Annotated in this window: 20 protein-coding genes and 1 tRNA gene; 16 read left to right on the forward strand and 5 right to left on the reverse strand. The window is 58.9% G+C overall.

What is annotated here, in order from left to right; translation table 11 throughout:
• Positions 1 to 76 precede the first annotated feature (76 nt).
• The 3 genes from G5195_RS00070 to G5195_RS00080 all read right to left on the reverse strand — a co-directional run bounded on the left by G5195_RS00070 (position 77) and on the right by G5195_RS00080 (position 2,257).
• Positions 77 to 508: a CC0125/CC1285 family lipoprotein gene (locus G5195_RS00070; RefSeq protein ID WP_120413965.1), complete on the reverse strand. Its 432-nt coding sequence runs from the start codon at positions 506 to 508 to the stop codon at positions 77 to 79.
• A gap of 216 nt (positions 509 to 724) precedes the next feature.
• Positions 725 to 801, reverse strand: a tRNA-Pro gene (locus G5195_RS00075).
• Positions 802 to 913: 112 nt separating this feature from the next.
• A complete protein-coding gene (locus G5195_RS00080; RefSeq protein ID WP_421221499.1) occupies positions 914 to 2,257 on the reverse strand; it encodes a dihydroorotase in 1,344 nt (447 codons plus the stop codon).
• 80 nt (positions 2,258 to 2,337) lie between these two features.
• Here G5195_RS00080 and G5195_RS00085 point away from each other — a divergent pair, with 80 nt between their 5' ends.
• Positions 2,338 to 3,213 (forward strand): 6-pyruvoyl trahydropterin synthase family protein, encoded by an 876-nt coding sequence (locus G5195_RS00085; protein ID WP_421235699.1) that lies wholly within the window; start codon positions 2,338 to 2,340, stop codon positions 3,211 to 3,213.
• A gap of 69 nt (positions 3,214 to 3,282) precedes the next feature.
• Here G5195_RS00085 and G5195_RS00090 read toward each other — a convergent pair whose 3' ends face one another.
• Positions 3,283 to 5,295 carry a methyl-accepting chemotaxis protein gene (locus tag G5195_RS00090; protein WP_421235700.1) on the reverse strand — a complete coding sequence of 671 codons (2,013 nt, stop codon included), beginning with the start codon at positions 5,293 to 5,295 and terminating at the stop codon, positions 3,283 to 3,285.
• Positions 5,296 to 5,544: 249 nt separating this feature from the next.
• Here G5195_RS00090 and hinT point away from each other — a divergent pair, with 249 nt between their 5' ends.
• From hinT to tyrA, 12 genes are all read left to right on the forward strand, one after another.
• A complete protein-coding gene (hinT, locus tag G5195_RS00095; protein ID WP_167558071.1) occupies positions 5,545 to 5,895 on the forward strand; it encodes a purine nucleoside phosphoramidase in 351 nt (116 codons plus the stop codon).
• Positions 5,895 to 7,331 carry a COG3014 family protein gene (locus G5195_RS00100; RefSeq protein WP_421235701.1) on the forward strand — a complete coding sequence of 479 codons (1,437 nt, stop codon included), beginning with the start codon at positions 5,895 to 5,897 and terminating at the stop codon, positions 7,329 to 7,331. The genes hinT and G5195_RS00100 overlap by 1 nt, the downstream gene beginning before the upstream one ends.
• Before the next feature lie 83 nt (positions 7,332 to 7,414).
• Positions 7,415 to 7,813, forward strand: a complete 399-nt coding sequence (locus G5195_RS00105) for a YcfL family protein (RefSeq protein WP_179903610.1) — start codon at positions 7,415 to 7,417, stop codon at positions 7,811 to 7,813.
• Entirely contained in the window at positions 7,813 to 8,409 is a 597-nt protein-coding gene (gene lpoB, locus G5195_RS00110) for a penicillin-binding protein activator LpoB (protein WP_005302153.1), read from the forward strand. Before G5195_RS00105 ends, lpoB begins: the two co-directional genes overlap by 1 nt.
• Positions 8,399 to 9,244 carry a phosphotransferase gene (locus G5195_RS00115; RefSeq protein ID WP_421221497.1) on the forward strand — a complete coding sequence of 282 codons (846 nt, stop codon included), beginning with the start codon at positions 8,399 to 8,401 and terminating at the stop codon, positions 9,242 to 9,244. The genes lpoB and G5195_RS00115 overlap by 11 nt, the downstream gene beginning before the upstream one ends.
• A 3-nt stretch (positions 9,245 to 9,247) precedes the next feature.
• Entirely contained in the window at positions 9,248 to 10,105 is an 858-nt protein-coding gene (locus tag G5195_RS00120; protein ID WP_005353080.1) for a DUF6279 family lipoprotein, read from the forward strand.
• A gap of 95 nt (positions 10,106 to 10,200) precedes the next feature.
• Positions 10,201 to 10,635, forward strand: a complete 435-nt coding sequence (locus tag G5195_RS00125; RefSeq protein ID WP_005334044.1) for a hypothetical protein — start codon at positions 10,201 to 10,203, stop codon at positions 10,633 to 10,635.
• A 158-nt stretch (positions 10,636 to 10,793) separates the two neighbouring features.
• Positions 10,794 to 12,596, forward strand: a complete 1,803-nt coding sequence (gene secD / locus G5195_RS00130; protein ID WP_421221496.1) for a protein translocase subunit SecD — start codon at positions 10,794 to 10,796, stop codon at positions 12,594 to 12,596.
• Between the two features lie 150 nt (positions 12,597 to 12,746).
• A complete protein-coding gene (gene secF / locus G5195_RS00135; RefSeq protein WP_421221495.1) occupies positions 12,747 to 13,664 on the forward strand; it encodes a protein translocase subunit SecF in 918 nt (305 codons plus the stop codon).
• A 289-nt stretch (positions 13,665 to 13,953) separates the two neighbouring features.
• Positions 13,954 to 15,270 carry a glucose-1-phosphate adenylyltransferase gene (glgC, locus tag G5195_RS00140; protein WP_216954048.1) on the forward strand — a complete coding sequence of 439 codons (1,317 nt, stop codon included), beginning with the start codon at positions 13,954 to 13,956 and terminating at the stop codon, positions 15,268 to 15,270.
• Positions 15,271 to 15,616: 346 nt separating this feature from the next.
• Positions 15,617 to 16,690 (forward strand): 3-deoxy-7-phosphoheptulonate synthase, encoded by a 1,074-nt coding sequence (locus G5195_RS00145; protein ID WP_021231016.1) that lies wholly within the window; start codon positions 15,617 to 15,619, stop codon positions 16,688 to 16,690.
• A gap of 131 nt (positions 16,691 to 16,821) precedes the next feature.
• Positions 16,822 to 17,949 (forward strand): bifunctional chorismate mutase/prephenate dehydrogenase, encoded by a 1,128-nt coding sequence (tyrA, locus tag G5195_RS00150; RefSeq protein ID WP_421173161.1) that lies wholly within the window; start codon positions 16,822 to 16,824, stop codon positions 17,947 to 17,949.
• A gap of 536 nt (positions 17,950 to 18,485) precedes the next feature.
• Here the strand turns inward: tyrA and G5195_RS00155 are convergent.
• Positions 18,486 to 19,535: a porin gene (locus G5195_RS00155; protein WP_088869706.1), complete on the reverse strand. Its 1,050-nt coding sequence runs from the start codon at positions 19,533 to 19,535 to the stop codon at positions 18,486 to 18,488.
• 394 nt (positions 19,536 to 19,929) lie between these two features.
• On the opposite strand from G5195_RS00155, the gene dinG reads away from it, so the two are divergent.
• The 3 genes from dinG (at position 19,930) to G5195_RS00170 (ending at position 23,800) form a co-directional block, all read left to right on the forward strand.
• A complete protein-coding gene (gene dinG, locus G5195_RS00160) occupies positions 19,930 to 22,002 on the forward strand; it encodes an ATP-dependent DNA helicase DinG (RefSeq protein WP_421221494.1) in 2,073 nt (690 codons plus the stop codon).
• 142 nt (positions 22,003 to 22,144) lie between these two features.
• A complete protein-coding gene (locus G5195_RS00165) occupies positions 22,145 to 22,804 on the forward strand; it encodes a DUF2057 domain-containing protein (protein WP_216954052.1) in 660 nt (219 codons plus the stop codon).
• A 99-nt stretch (positions 22,805 to 22,903) separates the two neighbouring features.
• Entirely contained in the window at positions 22,904 to 23,800 is an 897-nt protein-coding gene (locus tag G5195_RS00170) for a histone deacetylase (RefSeq protein WP_227340820.1), read from the forward strand.
• Position 23,801: the final 1 nt, after the last annotated feature.

Raw genomic sequence — 23,801 nt, forward strand, 5'->3', positions numbered from 1 at the left:
GTAAATCTAGAGGCTTTCTCCAGAATTTTATCCTGCCATTAGGTGTATGTGATATAGATCTTGCAAACCACCAATATTAATCACTGTTTATTTTGATTTCAGCGAGATATTTCGCATTCAGAGTTCGCTCATCGAGTGCCCGTGGCAACAGGCGAAAAGTGAGCAGCGCCGAGATGGTATGCTGCACCTGCATCTGGGCCATAAAGAGATCCGGCTCATCCTCGTCAAAGCCGAAGATCGGCCGTGATGGGGTCACCCTGACGGCATCGCGGTTAATGGTCAGCTCATCGACCTTGAGCCAGGAGTAACCCTCTGCCAGTGCCAGCTCCCCTGCCCGCTTGAGCACATATTTGCGGGCGGTCTCCCTGTCCACCAGATCGTTGCCGACAAACTCCAGCTGCCACTTGTCCGGGCCAAGCCGGGTCTGGGAAAAACCGGTCTGGCCGTTCCAGAATGACTTTTCACTCTGGTAAGGGGTGGCGCAGCCCACCAGCAGCAGGGTGAGCATCAGCAGACAACAGGGTTTAGATACGGATGCAGACACGAGAGGCCTCGCCAGGCAAATGAGCAACAGAGTTGTTACTACACCATAAAGCGCGGTGACTGCACAATCTGCTCACGCCAGCAGCGACCAGCGTGCATCACCACAGGCTTCACGCCTGTGCGGCGAATCGCAGGCAAAAGAAAAGGCCTTGTCGTTTGACAAGGCCTTTACCGGGGAATTTGGTCGGTGTGAGAGGATTCGAACCTCCGACCCTCTACACCCCATGCAGATGCGCTACCTGGCTGCGCTACACACCGACGGAGTCAGCTCGGCTGACGGGGGCAGAGTTTATGGAGATGACCCCGCCCTGTCAACAGGGAAACGCCGCCAATTCCTCGGCCACGGTGCGTTCGCCTGCTTTGCGAACAATCAGCGGTTAAAGGTCAGCCGCTTGCCCAGGATCTGGTCAGTCACCTGCCCGTTTTGCCAGGCGATCTGGCCATTCACCAGCGTCATCTCCACCGTGCTGTGGAAGCGGTAGCCGTTGAAGGGCGACCAGCCACAGTGGTAGAGGATGTTGTCATCGTTGACCACATAGGGCTTGCCCAGATCCAGCAGCACCAGATCGGCGAAGTAGCCCTCGCGGATATAACCGCGATCCTGCACCTGGAAGCGCTCGGCCACCGCATGGGAGGTCTTCTTGACGATAGTCTCCAGGGTAAACACGCCGTTGTGGTAGAGCTCCAGCAGCGCCTGCAAAGAGTGCTGCACCAGCGGTACGCCAGACGGCGCCTTGAAGTAGCTGTTCTGCTTCTCTTCCCAGGTGTGGGGCGCGTGGTCGGTGGCGATGATGTCGAGCACGTCGTTGCGTACCGCATCCAGCAGTGCCTGCTGGTCGGCGGCACTCTTCACCGCAGGGTTGCACTTGATCAGGCTGCCCTGGGTCTCGTAATCGGCATCATTGAAGAAGAGGTGGTGCACACACACCTCGGCGGTGATGTTCTTGTCCTTCAGCTCGCTCAGGTCGTGGCTGGCGGTAAAGAGCGACAGCTCCTTGGCCGAGGTCAGATGCAGCACGTGCAGCTTGGCACCGTATTTTTTCGCCAGCGCCACCGCCATGCTGGAGGATTTGTAGCACGCCTCGTCACTGCGAATGCGGCCGTGCTCGCCCATCGGCACACTCTCGCCCCACTTGGCCCGCGCCGCCTCTTCCGCCTTGGCGATGGTCGGTGTGTCTTCGCAGTGGGTGACGATCATCACCGGACTTTCGCGGAAGATGGCCGCCAGGGTCTCCTGATTGTCCACCAGCATGTTGCCGGTCGAGGAGCCCATAAACACCTTGACCCCGCAGGACTGCTTGGGGTCGAGACGCTTGATCTCTTCAAGGTTGTCGTTGGTGGCGCCGAGATAGAAGCTGTAGTTGGCGACGGAGGAGTTGGCGGCGATCTGGTATTTGGCTTCGAGGGCGTCGAGGGTGGTGGTCTGGGGATTGACGTTGGGCATTTCCATGAAACTGGTGGTGCCACCGGCGACGGCAGCGCGGGATTCGCTGGCGATAGTCCCCTTGTGGGTCAATCCCGGCTCCCGGAAGTGGACCTGATCATCGATCATTCCGGGGATGAGATGGCGACCTGCGGCATCGATAACCAGCGCATCGGGCGCCTCGATATCCGGGGCGATGCGGGCAATCCGTTCCCCCTCGATCAACACATCGGAGGCATAGATGCGGCCTTCGTTGACCAGGGTGGCATTCTTGATAAGCAGTTTGTTCATGGGGGGTTCCAGTTCCTTTGCCGATAATCGCGGGTCATAATAGCGCAAAACTGCCCTTTCTCTGTAGCAAGGCCTGACTGATGAAGTTATTTGTAAGAGATTTGACCGTGATCGACTCCAGCTACCTGTGCGAACGCCGCGGCATGGTGGGCGAGAGCTGGCTGGTAGATGTCGAAATGAGCGGTGAGCTCAACGAAATGAGCATGCTGCTGGACTTTGGCCGGGTAAAGAAGCTGATCAAGTCGATCATCGATGAAGAGGTGGACCACAAGCTGCTGGTGCCGACCGAGTGCCCGCTGATCCACGTCGAGACACTGGATGGTGACGAAAGCACAGTGGATCTGCTGCGCCCGGGTCGCTCCATCCATCTGCGCTGCCCATCCCAGGGCTTTGCCTTTATCCCTGCCCCGCAAGTTGATAAAGAGTCGGTGACCCGCTACCTGCTGGCGGTACTGGCCAAACGGCTGCCGGGCAATATCAAGGATCTCTCCCTGACTCTGCGTCAGGAGGCGATCACCGGTGCCTTCTACCACTACAGCCATGGCCTGAAAAAGCACGATGGCAACTGCCAGCGCATCGCCCACGGCCACCGCTCTCCCATCGAGATCCACGTCGATGGCGAGCGTGACCAGGAGCTTGAGCTCAACTGGGCCGAGCGCTGGGGCGATATCTACCTTGGCACCGAGGAGGACAAGGTGGCGCTGACCGAGCTCGCTTTGAGCCCTCGCGCCAATGCCCAGCTTGGCGAGCATCACACCGGCTTCAAATATGTGGCGCCGCAAGGGCTGTTCCAGCTGGCCATCCCCACCGCCGAGGTGGAGATGATCGACACTGACACCACAGTCGAGCTGCTGGCCTGCTACATCGCCCGCGAAGTGAAGAAGATGGTGGGCGACAAGTTCGTCAAGATTGTCGCCTATGAAGGGGTCGGCAAGGGCGCCATCGCCTACACGTAATTCCTACGTTGACTACCGCAATAACAAGGCCCCGCATCTGCGGGGCCTTGTTATTTCAACTCTCGACCATCAGGCGCTGAGGTGGAAGCGCTTGACCAGGCTCTCCTGCTGCTCGGCAAGGGAGTCCAGCTGCTGGCTGGTCTCGGCTACCCGCTCAATCCCCTGATAGTTGAGATCCGAGATATCGGAGATGCGGTTGAGGTTGGTGGCGATATCGGCGCTGGTGGCCTGCTGCTGCTCGGCGGCAGAGGCGATCTGGCTCGACATGTCGCTGATCAGCACCACAATCCCCTGCACCTCCTCCATGGCGTTGTTGGCGTGGGAGCTCTGTTCGACGCAACTGTCCATCTCGCGGGAGCACTCCTGCATCACGGTTACCGCCTTGGCGACCCCCTGCTGCAGGTTCTCGATCATGGTCTGGATCTCGCTTGTGGACTGGGCGGTGCGGCCCGCCAGACTGCGCACCTCATCCGCCACCACCGCAAATCCGCGCCCCTGCTCGCCGGCCCGCGCCGCCTCAATGGCCGCGTTGAGAGCCAACAGGTTGGTCTGCTCGGCAATGCCGCGAATGACATCGAGGATATTGCCGATCTGGCTGCTCATGGCGCTCACATCACCAATCACCTTGCCGGTCTGTTGCAGCTTGCCCGCCAGCTGATGGGTGGTGGTGATATTGCCCGCCATCACCTTTCGCCCCATCTCGGAGGCCTTCTCCACATCCATCACTCGCTCCAGAGTCTGGTTGGCGGCCTGCGCCACTTCCCGCACCGATGCCTCCATCTGGGTCATGGCGGCGGCGACCGAGGCGGTCTCCTGCCGCTGTTTCTCCAGATCCGCCCGCACCGATTCGGTGGTGCGACGGTTGCCGTGGGCGGCATCGTTAAGCTGGGCCGATGCTTGTGAAAGCTGCGCCAGTACCTCCCCCATCTGGGCGATCAGCAGGTTGATCTGGCTGCCCAGCTGACCAAATTCATTCTTGCTCTGAAAACCGATGCGCTGGGTCATGTCGCCCTGGGTTACTTCGGTCAGCACCCGCAGCAACTCCCTGAGCGGACGGCGAATGGCCTTGCCCAGGGTATAAGCCACCAGCATGGCAATCATGATGGCGACTACGATGCTGGCTCCCTGAGTCAGGGTGCTCTGGCTCTGTGCGGCTTTAGCATGCTGAATGCTCTGGTTCATCAGTTGCTGGCTCTGAGAGGTGACCCGCTCAAGCCGATCCTGAATTGCCACGATGAGCGCACTCGCCTGCTTGCTCTTCTCCCGCATCTGCTCCTGCTGTTGCATCAGCGCCAGATACTGGGCCAGGACACCTTCATTACCGGTCGTATCGCGCACGAAACCGTGGACGTAGTGACCCATGTTGTTGTCGAAATCCTTGAGCTCACCCTGCAGTTCCTTGATGGTGCTGTTGAACCCCTCCATCTGCATCCTGTTGCGCTTGAGCGCGGCTTCAATGGGGGCCGGAATGCTCTGATTGAGGGCATCCATGGTGGAGAGTTCGATAGCGGAAAGCTTGGTGGTCAGGGTCTCGGAGAGCATCTTGATGAAGCTATCGTCGATGGTGATCATCATGTCCCCCAGACTCTTCTTGAACTGGGGCAAGCTGACCTGAAACTGCCCCTTGGCCAGATTGACCTTGTGCAATCGGGTGAGCAGCGCCTCGTGTTCGCCCGGCAGGGTATCGGTCAGTTGCAGGTAGCTGTCGACCTGCTGGCTCAGAGTGCCCATCTCCCCTTGCAGTTCGGGGTGGTGGGCGACCTGCTGGCGCAAGACGTCGAGGCTCTTGCCCACCGCGGCCGTGGCCTGTTTCAGTTCGGCCACTTCGGCAGGCAGCTGTTTGGGGTCCTGCTCGGTGAGCACATCCCCCAGCCATTTGTTGGCACTGAGCAGGGTGATCTGGGTCTGGCTGCTGGCGATCACCAGCGGCATCGACTGCCGGGTCACCTGTTCCAGCGCTCCCCCCAGGGTATTCTGACTACGAAATGTGAGTAGTGAACTGGCCACCATCACGGCCACCAGGATCGCGAAGCCAAGGTAGACTCGCTGCAAGATGGAGAGATCCGACATTGTTTGTTTCATTATTGTCCCGCTGTATATGCAAAAGTCCCTTGCCTGAGTACCCCGTCCTTTTGATACCCTGCAGACCCCTGAACAGGCGCTGCAGATGACGTCCCTCTGGCTATCGGTATTCTTAACAATAACTGAAGGGAATGGGACATCAGCTGTGTCAAATCTCGGCTTGTGTCACACTTGACGCGCTGCTCGCCTTCTTTCGGGAGCCGCTTGGGATGCAAGTTCAATTTTCTTTTTCATATAAGGGAGTTAGCCATGGCGCAAGAAACCATTTTCAGCAAAATCATCCGTAAAGAGATCCCTGCCGACATCCTTTATCAAGACGATCTGGTCACCGCATTCCGGGATATCCAGCCCAAGGCCAAGACCCATATCCTGATCATCCCGAATGTGCTGATCCCCACCGTCAATGACGTGGAAGCCGAACATGAACTGGCCCTTGGCCGGATGTTCACCGTGGCCCGCAAGCTGGCAAGCGATGCGGGTATCGCCGAAGATGGCTACCGCCTCATCATGAACTGCAACCGCCACGGTGGGCAGGAGGTCTACCACATCCACATGCATCTGGTCGGCGGCGAGCCGTTGGGACCGCTGCTCAGCCTGTAATGAATCGCAACGCCTCAACCTGCCGCAGCGCCCTGTTGCTCTGCGGCGCCCTGCTGTTGCTGGGGGGCTGCGCCTCCCGCTGGCAAGACATGTTCGTCTCCTACTCCGATCAGATGGTGCCGCTGCGCAACCAGCTGCTGCTGGGCCATGCCGCCGAAGCGCTGCCCGAGGTGCGTGACTCCACCCTTGGGGATGACACCTTTGTGCTGGATCGGCTCGAACAGGGGCGCATTGCCTGGCTGGCGGGTCAGGATGCGGGCAGCAAGCAGGCGTTCACCACCGCCGACAGCCGCCTTCAATGGGAAGACAATCAAGCCGAATACCGGCTGAGCCACGGTCTGGATCAGGTGGGCAGTCTGCTCACCAACGACCAGTCGATGGCCTATCGTACTCCCGATTACGAACGCACCATGCTGCACCACTATCTGGCCCTCAACTACCTGCAACGGGGAGATGCCGATGGCGCCCTGGTGGAGGTACGCCGAGCCAATCAGGTGCAGGAGCAGGCCCTGAAACGGCGAGCCGATGAGGTACGCAAGGCGAAGGATGAGAGCGAAGAGGCCGAAGCAGAAGGCGAGATGCGCCAGCTGATGTCGCGCGGCGCACCGGATCTCGACCGGTTGATCGGCAAGGTCAAAAACGGTTTTCAGAACGCCTACACCTTCTATTTTTCCGCCGTGCTCTATGAGGCGGCCGGGGATCTCAACGATGCCTGGGTCGACTATCAGCGCGGCTACCAGATAGCGCCGGAAAACCGCAGCCTGCAAGATGCCTTGCTGCGTCTGGCGCGGTTGCGTGGCTCACCGGACGAGATCCGCGAGACCGAGAAAAAGATAGGCCGCAAAGCACCGCCGCTTGCAATAGATCAAGGCCAACTGGTGGTGCTGTTTGAAGATGGTTTGATCCCGGCACGGCGCGAACTGTTCCTGCCGCTCCCCATCTCCACCTCCCGCGGCGATTTTCGCACCTTTACCGTCGCCATCCCCTATTACGATAATCGGGCCAGCGACACCGGCCCGCTGACGGTGGAAGTCGGCAAGCGGGTCGAGCAGACCAGCGAGCTGGTCAGGCTGGAAGCGCTGGCCGCCAAAGATCTGCTGGAGCGGCTGCCCGGCATGCTGACCCGCCAGGCGCTGCGACTGGTGGCCAAGGAGCAGATGCGCCGCACCGCCGCCAAAGAGGGGGGCGATGTGGGCAATATTCTGGTGGGGATCTTCAACACCCTCTCCGAGCGGGCCGATACCCGCAGCTGGCTGACGCTGCCAGCGCAGGCATCGAGCTGGCAGGGGATGGTGCCGGCAGGTGACATCAACCTCACCCTGAGCGCAGGGGCGGCGCAGCGGCAATTGCCGCTCACCATCCACAAGGGACGCACCACCCTGGTCTGGGTACAGCGCCTCGGCGCCGGTCTGACTACCCGGGTGATGCCGCTCTGAGCAGATGGCGAAGTGAGATGAGCAAGACAATTAACCGGGCAGGCTCACACGCGGCCCCACTCACCCCGATTAAGGAGAGCAAGATGAAAGCATACGGGTTGGCCCTCGGGCTCGCGCTGCTGCTGACCGGCTGCGCCACCAACACCTCAGGCGTGGCGCTCTATGGCCCGGCGGGCGGTGCTCCCACGCTGGAGCAGCATCAAAACGTCAACGTCACCCTGACCGAGCTGAGCCGCCGCCAACAAAATGGCCTGCTGCAGGTCAATGTGGCCGCCGCCAGCACCCAGCGCAGCGATAACAAGCTGCAATATATTTTCTATTGGTATGATGAGGCCGGTCAGGAGGTCGCCAGCGATGGCCGCGGCTGGACCCCCATCAAGCTGCATGGCTATCAGACCCGCACCCTCTCGGCCCTAGCGCCCAGCCCGGCGGCGCAGGGTTACCGGATTTACGTACGCGAAGTGATTGAGGAATCCTACTGATGAAAATGAATCATGCCCTGCTGATCCTGACCGGCGCGCTGCTGCTGGGCGGCTGCTCCAGCACTACCGTCAGCTATGGTGATCCCACTGAAACCGAAACCGTCACCGTCGATTACGGCTCAAGCGATCTGCAGGCCATCGCCGACAAGATGGCGGACTCCATGCTCGCCTCCCCTGCCACCAGCGAGATCACCGCAGGCGGTCGTCCGGTGATGTTTATGGACTCTATCCGCAACAAGACCTCCGAGCATATCGATACCGAAGCCATCACCGATACCATCCGCACCAAGTTGCTGCGGGCCGGCAAGTTCCGCTTCGTCGACATGAGCAAGGTGGCCGCCGTCAAGCAGCAGCTCGAATACCAGCAGAGCAGCGGCATGGTAGACCCGGCCTCCATGGTACGCCTGGGTAAGCAGACCGGTGCCCGCTACATGGTCTATGGCAACCTCGCCAGCATCGTCAAGGACAATGGCAAAGTGAAGGATGTCTACTACCAGATGACCATGAACCTGATGGATCTGCAAAACGGCGAACTGCTGTGGGCTGACCAGAAAGAGATCCGCAAGCAGGCGAAGAAGTCCACCTTTGGCTGGTAACCTGCTCCCGGTGACGGACAACTGTGATCCGCTGCTGACCAGCCTGCCCGCCCCTTGGCGGGAGGGGCAGCTAGAACCACTCGGGTTAGGTCTGACCAACTGCAACTATCGACTGCGCCTCCCCTCGGGGCGCAGTTACTTTTTGCGTCAGGGCCACTCCGACCCGGTGCGCCTTGGCATCGACCGTCCCACCGAGTGGCAGCTTTATCAGGGGGCGATGGCCGAAGGGTTGGCGCTGCCCTGCCACTATGGCGATCCCGCCAGCGGTCTGATGCTGCTCGAATGGTGCGATGAGCCAAACTGGGTACACGCGGCGCCACCAGAAGCCGATCAGCCCCGCCTGCTGGCGGAGGTGCTGCGCAAGCTCCATCGCTTGCCGCTACCTGCGGTGGTGATGGCGGTGCGAGCCCACGCGGCGGGCTATCGCGCCCGACTGGCCCGCATTCCCTCCTGGCTGCCCGCCCTGGAGCGGGGCTTGCTCGCCAGCAGTGAGCCAAATGATTGCTGGCGCCCTTGCCACCATGATCTCAATCCGGCTAACTTGTTGGGAAGCAAACCCTGGGTCATCGACTGGGAGTATGGCGCGGCAGGTCACCCCGGCTTTGAGCTCGCCAGCATCCAGCGCACCCATGAGTGGCCCGCCGAGCGGCGCGACGAGCTTGAAGCGCACTATCTGCAGGCCCTGCCGCGCCACCAGTGGCCTGATTTTCAGAGCGAGGCATTTTTACCCTGGGTCGACTATATCGGCCTGCTCTGGGCCCTGCTGATGGCAGAGCAACAGCCCTCACTCGACTATGACACCCTGATCGCCATCAACCGGCAACGACTGGAGTAACAGATGATAAACAAGGTGCGCTGGCACAAGCCGAAAACCTGGGGTCTGCTGCTGATCGGCCTGCTGCTGACCGGCTGCTCCACTCGGGTGATCTACTACTGGCTCGATACCGCCATCATCTGGCAACTGGATGACTACTTTGCCCTCTCCTACTCCCAAAAGGATCTGCTCAGCCGCGAAGTGAAGGGGCTTATGGCCTGGCATCGCCAGCACGAGCTGCCGCGCTACGCCAAGGATCTCGACGCGCTGGCCAAGGCGGTGGCCAGCCCCATGACGCCGGAGCAGATCTCGACCAACCTAGATGCGGTGCAGCAGAGCCTGACCCGCACGCTGGAAAATACTATCCCCCGCGCGGTCAGGCTGGCGCGCACCCTGACCGACGAGCAGGTGGCCCGCTTTATGACCGATCGGGTCAAACGCCAACAGGAGCGGCAAAAGGACTTTGCCACTGAGCCCAAAGAGCAGATGCTGGCAGAGTTTCGCGACAAGATGAACAAGCGGCTCGAGTTCTGGATTGGCGAGGTGAAACCGGCACAGGCGCCACTGGTGGCCCAGTGGGCCGAATGGCAATACGAGCTGATGCCCCCCTGGCTCGAGTTTCAGGAGTCCTGGACCCAGGAGCTGGACAGGCTGATGAAGCAGCGCCAGAGTCCCGACTTTACCCGCGAGCTGACTGACCTGCTGGCCGAGGGGGATGGGCTGATGGATGGCCGCTTTACCGGCTATACCGAGCAGTCGCGCCAGCGTACCGTCAACTGGCTGAGCGCCATGAGCCAGTCGCTGGATATTTCCCAGCGGGCCCATCTCTACTCCCTGCTCAAGGGTTATGCCCGCGACTTCAAGCAGATGAGCGGCAGCTGACGAGCGGCTTCGAATGGTGCCATTCGCCCGGGGCAACCTTGTTCAAACCGTGCGCGTGTGGTAGTTTGCCCTTCCTATTTATCGGGAATTAACTTTTGCGCCTTATCGACAAAGTAAAACTGGTGCTGGTAACTCTGGTTATCGCCCTCACCCTGCTTTGTTCCATCGCCCGAATGGAAGGCCCGCTGCTACCCGCATCTCCCCAGAGTGAACAGCAGCAGACTCAGGTGTTCAATCAGCTTAGCGACAGCGATGATGGCATCATCAAGTTTGTCGGCAGCCATCAGAATCACCTGCTGCGTCTCGAACAATCCCTGCGCAGTGACAACCAGCCCAAGAGTGTGGTCTACGAGCTGATCCAGAGCTGGTCGGCCCAGGCCATCCTGCTGTTGCTGCTCGGCTGGCTGATGCTGGCCCCCGAGCTCTATCACAAACAGAGTTTTCGCGATCGCTTTGGCGCGATCCACCGGCGCCATCTACAGCGCCAACATCTGCAATACCGCTTCACCCAGAGCTATCTGAGCGCCTGACCCCGGAGGGGCTGGCACATCCACTGTTTGCTCATCTCCTCTTCCTGACGGATCCGGCAACTGCCTGATCCGCATTTGATGCATCCCATTTTTTGCGCCTTGCCGAGCCTTGTTGCTATCGGCCCGGGCACCATTCTCCTGACAGAGGCTTGTTTGCCATGAGAAAGAGCAATCGCACCGTTCTCAACCGCATGAGCAAGTGGCAGTACGCACTGCTGCTGTTGATGCTGTTGACCTTTACCTTTTACTCCCTGCCCACCTTTTTTGGTGAGCAGCCCTCCCTCGGCCTGCACGGACAGCAGCGCCTGACCACCCAGCAACAGATGTTGCTGAGCGACAAGCACCTGACCCCGATCAAGGTCATTGAGCAACCTGAGCGGGTCGAGCTGGTCTTTGCCAGCCAGGGCGAGCAGCAGCGCGCAAAGCAGTTGCTGGAGCAGCAAGGGGTCGACAGTGCCGCCCTCACCCTGGAGTTTCACTCCAACGCGCCGACCTGGCTCACCCGCCTCGGCGCCGATCCCATCAAGCTGGGACTGGACCTGCGTGGCGGCTCCCAGCTGCTTATCGGGGTGGACGTGGACTTTGTCATCGACAATCAGACCAAGAATCTGGTGGATACCCTGCGCACCCGCTTCCGTGAAGCCAATCTGCGCGGCGCCAGCGTCACGCGCAGCGCACAGGGCGCGGTAGCCGTCACCCTGCCGGAGGTCGCCGAACAGGAGAGCTGGCTCGCCATCATCAAGGAGAGTGCCGGTACCCGACAGGATCAGTGGAAGCTGACCCGCTCCGGCAATGATCTGAAACTGGTGCTGAGCGATGCTGAGCGCACCCTGCTGGTCAACAACGCCGTGACCCAGAACCTGTCGATCCTGAAAAAACGGATCAACGAACTCGGCATCGTCGAGGCCTCGGTGGTTCGTCAGGGGCAGGATGGTATCCGTATCGAACTGCCCGGGGTGCACAACCCCAAGCAGGCGAAAGAGGTGATCGGGGCCACCGCCTCGCTGGCCTTCTACGAGGCCAAAGCCGATAGCCATTTCTATATCGCCGATCGCAACGGTCAGGCCGTCGGCATGGCACGCAAGCCGGTGCTGACCGGCGAGCACATCGTCGATGCCCGCGCCAATATGGGCGAGATGGGTCAACCCCAGGTCAACATCGTGCTCGACACCCTGGGTGGCAGCAAGATGAACCAGTTCAGCCGCCAGCATGTGGGCAAGCCGATGGCGACCGTCTTCACCGAGTACAAGACCAACGCCCAGGGCAAACTGCGCGCCCAGAGCGAGGTGATCAACGTCGCCACCATCCAGACCGCCCTTGGCAACCAGTTCCGCATCACCGGTATTGGCAGTCTGCCGGAAGCGCAAGAGCTGGCCATGCTGCTGCGTGCCGGCGCCCTCACCGCCCCTCTCAAGATCCTGGAAGAACGCAGTATTGGCCCGACGCTGGGGATGCAGAATATCGAGGCGGGCTTCACCGCACTGGCCTTCGGTATGGCAGGCATGATGCTGTTTATGATGGCCTGGTACCGCAAATTCGGCTGGGTTGCCATCACGGCGCTGGTCGCCAACCTGTTGATGCAGGTCGGCATGCTGGCAGTGCTGCCGGGCGCCGTGCTGACCCTGCCGGGGATCGCCGGTCTGGTGCTGACGGTGGGCATGGCGGTGGATACCCATGTGCTGATCTTCGAGCGGATCAGGGACCGTCTGCGAGAAGGGGGCTCATTGGCCAACGCCATCGACTTTGGCTATCGCTCGGCCTTCCACACCATTTTCGATGCCAACATCACCACCCTCATCTGCGCCGTGGTGCTCTACTCCATCGGCTCCGGGCCGCTGCAGGGCTTCTCCATCACCCTCATTCTGGGTCTGCTCTCCAGCATGATCACCGGGATCTGGGGAACGCGCGCCATCATCAATCCCCTGTGGGGACGCAGCAACGAGCGCACGCTGAAGGTGTAACGGGACAGCAATCCCTCTGATGAGCGGCTTTGGCTGCGCCATCGGCCATGGATATGGCCGGAGCGGCCAAAGCAGAACACTATTTCCCGGCGTGTCGCGACACGTCGTGATGGGCCAACAGCCTGATGCTGGCTGGCCAAGGAGAGAATTATGTTGAGAATGATCGTTGCCATGGGGCTGACCCGTTGGCGTTATATCGGCCTGTGGGCTTCCATCCTGCTGACCGTGGCCAGCGTCGCCATCTTGCTGGTGAACGGCCTGACACTGGGGCTCGATTTTACCGGCGGGATCCTGCTGGAGTTTCATATCCAGACCCTGAAAGAGGCCCATGAGCTCAATGCCATGCTGGTCTCCCCGCTGGCGGGAGCCGTTGAGCTGAGCTCGGCCGGTATTCCCGGCGAGTGGCTGATCAAACTGCCCCCCCACGAACTGCCCTGGCCCGCGGCGGATCTCGCCACCATGCTGACCCAACAGCTGGGGATGCCGGTCGAGTTGCTGCGCACCACCATCGTCGGCCCTCAGGTGGGTGCCGAGCTGTTCCAGCAGGGTATGCTGGCCGTGCTGGTCGCTTCGCTGGCGATGTCGGCCTATCTGGCGTTTCGCTTCGAGTGGCGTCAGGCCATCGGCATCCTGCTCTCGGTGGTCCATGACGCCATCGTAGCGCTGGGGCTGCTGTCACTCTTTCAGATCGAATTCGATCTGAACATCATCGCCGGTTTGATGGCGGTGATCGGCTACTCCCTCAACGACAGCATCGTTATCTCGGACAGGTTGCGGGATCTGCTGAGCTCGCGTACCCAGATGGGCATCCACGAATGCTCCGATGTGGCCATCAAGGCAACCTTCAGTCGCACCATGATCACCTCGGGCACCACCCTGTTTACCGTGGGCGCGCTGCTGCTGTTTGGCGGTGACGCTCTCTACGGCTTCTCCTTCACCCTGTTTGCCGGGATCCTGGTAGGCACCGTCTCCTCTATTACCGTTGCCTCGACCGTGCAGGAGCTGCTGGGCCTCACCCCGCAGGCCTATCAGAAAAAGAGCGAGGAGCCAGTGGCCAACGCAGCCTGACCCTTGCTATCCAGAGTCGGCTAATCGAGCCTCTACCAACTATGCCCTTGCCAACCATTGGCAGGGGCTTTTTCTACCCTCCCCCGCCAATCCCCGTCGCTCCTGTTACTGGCCAAGTCGCCTCAATTGACAACTGACCATATTGAAAGCAATGACGGATCAATCCGTCATTTTTAATAACAAAAAGGTCATTTTATTACGTCAAAAACCCTGAAATGTGACTGAAAGCACTTTCTTGAGGGTTCAAAGGAGGCAACATTGTAGTGATTTATCTACAAAGGGATATGAGATGTTGTTACAACCTGCCAATACAGCAAAAGCCAGACAGTTGCTGAACGAGACCATGGCTCTGGTACTCGCAGGAGGGCGGGGTAGTCGCCTCAAACAGTTAACCGACAACCGTGCCAAGCCTGCCGTCCATTTCGGCGGCAAATTCCGCATTATCGATTTCGTGCTCTCCAACTGCATCAACTCCGGCATTCGTCGGGTCGGTGTCGTGACCCAGTACAAATCCCACAGCCTGTTGCGCCATCTCCAGTCCGGCTGGTCTTTCCTGCGCTACCAGATGAACGAATTTATCGATCTGCTCCCTGCCCAGCAGCGAGTGGATGAGGTGAACTGGTATCGAGGTACCGCCGATGCGGTCTACCAGAATCTGGATATCATCCGCGATCACGCCCCCAAATATGTGGTGGTGCTGGCAGGCGATCACATCTACAAGATGGATTACGCCGCCATGCTGCTCGACCACGTCAATATGGGTGCCAAGGTGACTGTAGCCTGCATCGAGGTGCCACGCAGTGAAGCAAGCGCCTTCGGGGTAATGGCTGTGGATGATGATCGCAAGATCAACGCCTTCGTCGAAAAGCCCGCCAACCCGCCAGCCATGCCGGGCAAGGCCGACACCGCGCTGGCCTCCATGGGCGTCTATATTTTTGATGCCGAATATCTCTACCAACTGCTGGAAGAGGACATTGCCAACGCACAGTCCCATCACGATTTCGGCATGGACGTGATCCCCCGCGTGGTGAAAGAGGGTACTGCATTCGCTCACCCGTTTGGCATGTCCTGTGTCGGTTGCTGTCCGGATCGCCGTCCCTACTGGCGCGACGTGGGCACCGTGGACTCCTTCTGGGAAGCCAACATGGATCTCGCCTCCGTCACGCCGGAGCTGGATATCTACGATCAGGAGTGGCCCATCTGGACCAGCCAGAACATGACCCCTCCCGCCAAGTTCGTGCAGGACAGAAACGGTCAGCACGGCATGACCATCAACTCGATGTTTTCGGGCGGCACCATCGTCAGCGGCTCCTTCATCCTGAGCTCGGTGCTCTTCACCAATGTACGAGTCGACTCCTTCTGCACTCTGGATCAAGCCGTGATCTTCCCGGGTGTGGAGATCGGTGCCGGCTGCCGGCTGCGTCGGGTAGTGATCGACAAGGGGTGCAAGCTGCCGGAAGGGATGGTGATCGGTGAGAACGCCGATGAAGATGCCCGCCGCTTCCACCGATCCGAACAGGGGATCGTACTGGTCACCAAGCCCATGCTGGATGCACTGGCAAAAACGGCGCGCAAGCAGGCTGTAGAGCAGGCCGTACCGGCATAACTCTCCGACCAGCACTGTTATCGCGACAAAAAACGGGAGCCCTTGCAGGCTCCCGTTTTTTATAGCCACTTGCCCCCCGCCATTTGACCTCCCCTTTTTAGGCTGTAAATATATAATTACAGCAGTAGCTTTTCATGGACAAATTTGGCAGTTAATCCAAACCTTTGGCGATGAGCAGTACTTTCATATTGCCAAAAGGCTATTAAATTCCATATTCACACTTGAAAGTTGGCATTTACTTGGTATTGTGATGGCCATTCGTAACGAAAGCGGTACTTTCGTAAACTTAAAATTACAGCTGGTAGTATCAAAACCAGTGTGCTGACTCTGACGAGGCGAAGAGGCTATGCAACGAGATCCCCTGAACAATATACATATCCAGTCCGAACAAGTGATGATCACGCCTGCCCAGCTCAAGGAGAAGTTACCCATCTCCGACAAGGCGCTGGCATTCGTGCAAGGGGCCCGCAATACCATCGCCGATATCATTCACCGCCGCGATCACCGGCTGCTGGTGATCTGTGGTCCCTGCTCCATCCACGACATGGACGCCGCCAAAGAGTACGCAACCAGACTCAAAGCGCTGCATGATGCCTATCAGGACTCTCTCTACATTGTCATGCGGGTCTACTTTGAAAAGCCGCGCACCACGGTCGGCTGGAAAGGCTTTATCAACGACCCCAATCTGGATGGCACCTTCGATGTGGAACTGGGGCTGCACCGTGCCCGCGAGCTGCTCTGCTGGCTGGCGGAGCTGGAGTTGCCGCTGGCCACAGAAGCGCTCGACCCCATCAGCCCGCAATACCTGGCCGAGCTCTTCTCCTGGTCAGCCATCGGCGCCCGCACCACCGAATCCCAGACCCACAGGGAGATGGCGTCCGGCCTCTCCATGCCGGTCGGCTTCAAGAACGGCACCGACGGCAACTTGGGGACTGCCATTAATGCGTTGCAGGCGGCCTCCTCCCCTCACGCCTTTATGGGGATCAACCAGCAGGGCCAGGTTGCGCTGCTGCAGACCCAGGGCAACCCGGATGGCCACGTGATCCTGCGCGGCGGCAAACATCCCAACTATGACTCGGTCAACGTGTCGCTGGCGGAAGAGGCGCTGGAGAAAGCGGGCCTGCTGCCGAGCCTGGTGGTGGATTGCAGCCACGGCAACTCCAGCAAAGATCACCGGCTGCAGCCCAAGGTGGCCGACAACGTCATCCACCAGATCCAGGAGGGCAACCGCTCCATCATCGGGGTGATGCTCGAATCCAACCTGTTTGAGGGAAACCAGTCCAGCGAGCAGCCCAAGGAGCAGATGCGCTACGGGGTCTCCATCACCGATGCCTGCATCGACTGGGACACCACCGCTACCCTGCTGGCCCGCTGCCACAACCAGCTGGCTGACCCCCTCAAGGGCAGAACTGCACGGTAAGCCGTGGTATCTTGTCGTAACCTATTGAACAATCGAGGTATTACTAGTGGTGGCATCAAACCGCTCATGCCGTGATACCTTGTTGCATCTTGATTTTCAGGGCGCCGCTGCGGCGCCAGCAGGGACTGGATATGGCTGAAGAGTTGAATGTACTCAGGGACAAGATAGATGCGGTGGACAAGCAGCTGATCGATCTGCTGGCCGCCCGTCTGGCCCTGGTGGGAGAAGTGGGTGAGGTAAAGAGCCGCCACGGCCTGCCCATCTATGCACCGGATCGGGAAGCGAGCATGCTGGCCCGCCGCCGCGCCGAGGCTGAGCAGTTGGGGGTGCCCGGCGATCTCATCGAAGACGTGCTGCGCCGGGTAATGCGTGAATCTTATGCCAGCGAGAAAGATACCGGCTTCAAATGCATAAAGCCGGATCTTGGCAAGGTGGTCATCATCGGTGGTCAGGGCCAGCTTGGCCGCTTGTTCGGCCATATGTTCAGCCTCTCAGGCTATCGAGTCGAGACGCTGGAACAAGCCGACTGGCCGCGCGCTGACGAGATCCTCGCCGGAGCCGGTCTGGTGATGGTGGCGGTGCCCATCGATATCACCTGCCAGATCATTGAGCGGCTCGGCAACCTGCCCGCAGATTGCCTGCTGGTTGATGTCACCAGCGTGAAAGCGGCGCCGCTCGAACATATGCTGGCGGTACATCAGGGGCCGGTACTGGGACTGCACCCCATGTTCGGGCCAGATGTGGCGAGCCTTGCCAAGCAGGTGATCGTCTGCTGCCAGGGTCGTGACCCCGCCGCCAGCCAATGGCTGCTGGATCAGATGACCATCTGGGGCGCCCGCTTGCAACAGGTGGAAGCCAAGGCCCACGATGAGGCGATGACCCTCATTCAGGCACTGCGTCACTTCGCCACCTTTGCCTATGGCTGGCACCTCTCCCGGGAGCAGGCCAATCTGGATCGCCTGCTGAGTTTGAGCTCCCCCATCTACCGGCTGGAGCTCGCCATGGTGGGGCGGCTGTTCGCTCAGGATCCCCACCTCTATGCCGACATCATTTTGTCGTCACCGCAGAATCTGGCGATGATCCGTCGCTACTACCAAAACTTCGGCGAAGCGCTGGGGCTGCTGGAGCGAGGAGACAGGGACGGTTTCATCAACGCATTCTCGCAAGTTTCCGGTTTCTTCGGCGAGCATGCCGACCAGTTCCTGCGTGAAAGCCGCATGCTGCTCGCCCAGGCCAACGACCGCCGCCAACACGGCTGATCTCATATCGCCAGAATGGGAAGATGCCTGGGCATCTTCCCATTTTATTTGTTACCGATTTAAACACTGACGTCAGTCACGCTCGGCCCTACGTCGAGCCCCCACAGCTGACTGGCCTCAATACCCTCCCCTGGCGCTGCCTCACATCCAGCAAGTATGCCCCCTCAATATCCACGCAATCCGCGCAAATAGCACCGCCCCTTGCAAGGGCTACCAGACTCTAACGGTCAAACCAAACTGCTGCGAGCAAGGCTGTACGACGCAAAGGAGAACGGTGTACTCCCCATCAAAGAGATAAACAGGAAGCAGGAAGCAGGAAGCAGGAAGCAGGAAGCAGGAAGCAGGAAGCAGGAAGCAGGAAGCAGGAGAGATTAACCGAGACAAATGGTTTGCCAAAGATCACTTAACACAGCAATTCGGCGATTTATCATGGCGCCAATCCGCTGTCGCCAAAAAAGAAAATGGCCGAGAAATTATCTCGGCCATTTGTAGCCTGGTCAAAGACTCAAGCCTGGATATTACTCTTGTTCAACTTATTAGAAGTTGTACTGCAGAGCAACAGTCCACTCGTCGTCATGCTTCTCGATACCCTGGATCTTGTACTCGGTGTAAGCTTTCAGCTTCGGAGTGAAAGCGTACTGAACACCCAGCAGGGTCTCGTCAACCAGATCCTTGTAAGTAGAACCGGCAGCTTGAGCGTTGGCCTTGCCTTCTTTGAAGTTGTAACCAGCCAGGAAGGTCCAAGCATCTACGTTGTAAGAAGCAGCCAGCTCGTAACCACGCCCGTCATCTTTCAGACCCAGGCTCTTGTTCTTCACTTCGCCTTCAGTGTAAACACCGGCAAAATAGAAGCCATTGATAGCGTAGTGCGCGCCAATAGCCCACTCGTCTTTCTTACCAGTCTGACCGTTAACTTTGTTTTGCAGGTCGGAGTAGGCATAACCGGCGTTGAAGCCCAGGCCGAAGTCAAAATCGTAACCGGCGGCAACGGCATAAGCTTTCTTACGCTTAACGTCGGAACCAAAGATGGCATCTTCTTTGACCTTCTGACCAACGTCAGTGATCTTGACCGCTACGTCGTCATTGGTTTGGTAGGAAACTTTACCTTTGAAACCACCGAAGGTGTTGGAGTAGATAACCTGGCCTTCCTGACGACCGTCATAGAAGTTACCCGCATCGCCCCACTCGTTGAAAATATCGGTCGGCTCGAGTACGTCGTAGAAAGCAGTGTCGGTCTGACCGAAGATGATTTTACCGTACTGGGTGCCGTCAAAGCCTGCATAGATATGACGAGCATCGAACTTGCTAGACTTACCGTCACTGCCCTTGTCGGAGTTTTCAGCAGCAACTTGCCACTCGGTCTTGGCGATACCGGACCAGGTGTTGTTCAGAGCAACTTTACCGGACCAGCCCAGACGGGAAGAACCAATCAGCTCGCCATCGGTATCATCGTGCTCACCGTAGTAGTTAGCCTGTACACGGCCGTATACGTCGAAAGTGGTACCGTCTTTGTCATAGATCACCGCGGCGTTAGCGGCGGATGCAAACAGAGCCGGAATGGCAATAGCCAGAATTGTCTTTTTCATAGTTTCCAATGCCTACTGTAATTAAACACTAAGTTGTTGTTATTCCCTGTGTTAGCGATGTTCTTTGCATCACTATGCCGCCGAGACTAGCACCGGATTTTTTGAACCGCAATGAAAAAACTTGGAACTTTTTACGGAAACCATAGTCATGGAGGCAAAAATGTGAGCCAAGTCTCACCTGACGGCAAGGTAAAAGGAAAACGTTTACAATGAATCCTGCTGATTATTTGGACTCAAATAGTCTATTTTGCATGCAAATGACGCTAACTACCTGATAAACAACCAAAGTGGTCTGATCAGCGTAAAACTCCGTGATAATGGCTGTTGCCTCGACCTCACCGAGGGGTTGCGGGTATCCTTGTCCTTCGATTAACCCCTAACTGGCCTTCTCTTCATGCTCTCTACTCGCCTCAAAGCAACCATTCGTCAAACCTATCGCCAGATTTCGGATGGATTACCCGGTTTTGTGCCGCGCAAAGAGCAGAACTTTCTGGTGGCCGAGATAGCCAAAACCCTGACCGGCGAGTACGACAAACAACGCCGTATTCTGGTTGCCGAAGCGGGTACCGGTATCGGCAAATCCCTCTCCTATGCGCAGGGCGCCATTCCGGTGGCGCGACTCACCCAGAAGAAGCTGGTGATCTCCACCGCCACAGTGGCCCTGCAAGAGCAGCTGATCCACAAAGACCTTCCTTTTTACCACCGCCACAGCGAGCTGCCGTTTCGCTTTATGCTGGTCAAGGGGCGGCAGCGCTACTGCTGCGAGCATCTGCTGGAACAGGCAGCCAGTGGCGCCGAGATGGCCAACTTCGAGCTCGACTTTGGCAATCTGAGCAAAACCAAACCATCTGACAGCGACAAAGCTCGCTACCAGGCCCTGTGGCAGGCCTACACCAATGGCAAGTGGGACGGGGATCGGGACAACTGGCCGGAGCCCATTCCCGACACTTGCTGGGATCGCATCGCCGCAGACCGCCACACCTGCAACAAGGCGCTAAGCCATCACCAGCACTGCCCCTTTCATCGCGCCCGCAACGACATGGAGAGCGCCGATGTGCTGGTCGTCAACCATGCACTCCTGCTCTCCGATCTCACCATGGGCGGCGGCATCATTCTGCCGCCCCCTGATGAGTGCATCTATGTGCTGGATGAGGCCCATCACCTGCCCACCATCGCCCGGGATCACGGCGCGGCATCGGCCAGCGTCAAAGGCTCGCGCCGCTGGCTGGAGAAGCTGGTACAAAGTGCAGGCAAGCTGGCGCGGACGCTTAATAAGGAAAGCCTGCTCGACCCCCAACTCAAACTGCAGGATGCGCTGGCCTCCATCCAGCCCGACCTGAAGGCGGTCGAGCAGTGGCTCAGCGCCAACGATCGGCTGTTTGGCAGTGAACCTCACTACCGCTTCGCCGAAGGGGTATTGCCGGATCCCCTGCCCATGCTGGCGGAGAATCTCAAGGAGTCGAGCAAGAAGGCGCTGCGGGCGCTGGATCGGATGCAGGGGGCCATAGGTGAAGCGCTGAAAGATGGCGAGATCCGCCGCAAGGAGGCCGAACCCCTGCTGGCCGAGAGCGGTTTTCATCTGCAACGGCTGGAGAGTTTCTGCGCCCTGTGGGAGATGCTGGGGCGCCATGTGCCGACCGGCAAAACCCCGCTCGCCCGCTGGATAGCCAAGAGCGATGACGGCGATATCTGGCTGCACGCTTCACCGATTGAGGTGGGCTATCTGCTGGAGGAGTGGCTCTGGTCGAAATGTTTGGGGGCCGTGCTAGTCTCCGCGACTCTCACCGCCCTCTCTTCCTTTAGCTATTTTCGCCATCAGGTGGGGCTCAAGGAGCACGACGGTACCCGCTATCTGCGCCTGCGCTCCCCCTTTGACTACCAGAAAGCCGAGCTCTATCTGCCCAAGATGGAGCACGAACCCAACTCACCAGCCTTTACCAATGAACTCATCAGCGTGCTGCCACGTATTCTGGCGGGCAAGGAGGCGAGTCTGGTGCTCTTCTCCTCCTACCGCCAGATGAATGAGGTGGCCGTTGGCTTGCGAGCCAAGGGACTGTCACTGCTGGTGCAGGGGGAAGCCTCCCGCAATGCCCTGCTCACCCTGCACAAGCAGAAATGCGATGGCGGTCAAGCCAGCATCCTGTTTGGTACCGGCAGCTTCTCGGAGGGGCTGGATCTGCCGGGTCACTACCTCACCAATCTGGTGATCACCAAACTCCCCTTTGCGGTGCCCAACTCACCGGTCGAGGAGGCTACCGCCGAGTGGGTGGAGCAGCGAGGAGGCAACCCCTTTCTGCAACTGACGGTGCCGGAGGCATCGCGCAAACTGATCCAGGCCTGTGGCCGCCTCATCCGCAAAGAGGCCGATCGGGGACGGGTCACCATTCTGGACCGGCGTCTACTGACCAAACGTTATGGCAAGGGGTTACTTGATGCCCTCCCCCCGTTTACACGGCGGTTCGAATAAATAAGCATGCCGTTATTGATAAATGAACTGACAACTGCACGAACATACACCTCCAGAAAGAGCCATTGCCGCAGTAGACCAAACCTGTAAAAATGAGCCCCTGTTTTCAGTGGGCAATCGCCTGACTGTTCAAGGAGATGAAATGAAACTGACTGTTCTGGTACCGGCGCTGGCTGGTCTGTTGTGGGCCGGTAGCGCCTTGGCTGATGCCAAACTGGAAGTATCCACCCCTTACATCGTGCAGTTGATTGATGGCCAATCCATCAACCCCCAGCTGCTCGACAAAACCAGCACCTTCCCCCTCTCTGCCGGCAAGCACCAGTTGGTCGTCGCCTTTGAAGGCAACTACTCCAGCCGTAACGAAATCAAGCTGGTCACCGCCGAGCCGCTGGTGCTGAACTTCACTGCAGCCGACAATCAGCAGCTGGTGCTGGACTATAAAAAGCCCCGCAATGAAGCAGAAGCCAAACAGTTCCTGAAAGATCAGAAAGTGGCGCTGAAAGACAAGGTCACAGGACAGCAAGTGAGCAGTGAACAGTTCGTAATGCCGAAAGTAGAGGGCTTCCAGCTGACCCGTGACTATCAGCAAGAGCTGATCAACATGGGCAAAGCTTTCAACCAGCCCAAAACCGTTGCCGTCTCCTCTGCTGCCGTGATGGCTGCCGCCAGCGCACCGGCCCAAGCCGCGCCCAGCAAGGCGCAAAGCAATCCGGAAGCCCTGACCCAACTGCAAAACTGGTACAACAAGGCCGATGCGGAAACCCGCAAAGCCTTCCAGATCTGGGTTATCCAGCAGCAGTAATCCGGAAACATCATCCTGACCCGTCGGGAATGACAAGGGGAGCTTGGCTCCCCTTTTTCATATCCAGGTTCATCTCTGCATCGATGGAACAATGCCCTGATGTCACTGCATATTTTCTATCACCCCCTCTACTCCTCCCTGGCCCTGCCCGAACGCCATCGCTTCCCGCTGGCCAAGTATCAGGGGCTGTTTGAGCGCTTGCAGGTGCAGGGTTACCCCCTTGGCGAAGCGCCGTCGGCCACCCGGGAGCAAATCTGTCGCATTCACGATGCTGATTATGTCGCGGCGGCCCTGAGCGGCCAGCTGGAAGATCGCGCCATCCGCAAGATCGGTTTTCCCTGGTCACCCATTCTGATAGAGCGCACCTTGCGCTCGGTGGGTGCCACCGTTGCCGCCAGCCGCCATGCTCTTGAGCAGGGATGCGGCTTGCAGATCTCCGGCGGCTATCACCACGCCCATCGCGATCACGGCAGCGGTTTTTGCCTGTTCAACGATCTGGTGATTGCGGCGCAGGCTTGCCTCGACGAGGGGCGCTGCGAACAGGTGCTGATCGTCGATCTCGATGTGCATCAAGGAGATGGCAGTGCAGCCCTGTGCGCCGGACGGCGCGATATCATCACCCTATCCCTTCATGGGGAGCACAACTTTCCCCATCACAAAGCCGCCTCTCACCTCGACTTTCCGCTGCCAAGCGGCATGACGGACGATGCCTATCTCACCACACTGCAACAGGCACTCTCGCTGGCACTGCGGCTCTATTCGCCGGATCTCATCCTCTATCAGGCGGGCGTCGATGTGCATCATGCCGACGAGCTTGGTTATCTCTCCTTGAGCGATGCAGGGGTTCGCCTGCGCGATGCCATGGTATTTGGCTGTGCAATCAAGCATGGGTTGCCCATCGCGGCGGTGCCCGGTGGCGGCTATCGCCGCGACTGGCGACAGCTGATCCCGCTTCATATGTCGCTGTTTGAGACGGCGCGCCATCGTTTTGGCTGAT

It is taken from the genome of Aeromonas sp. 601039 (genome assembly GCF_049174415.1).
GTDB classification, from domain to species: Bacteria; Pseudomonadota; Gammaproteobacteria; order Enterobacterales; family Aeromonadaceae; genus Aeromonas; species Aeromonas veronii_A.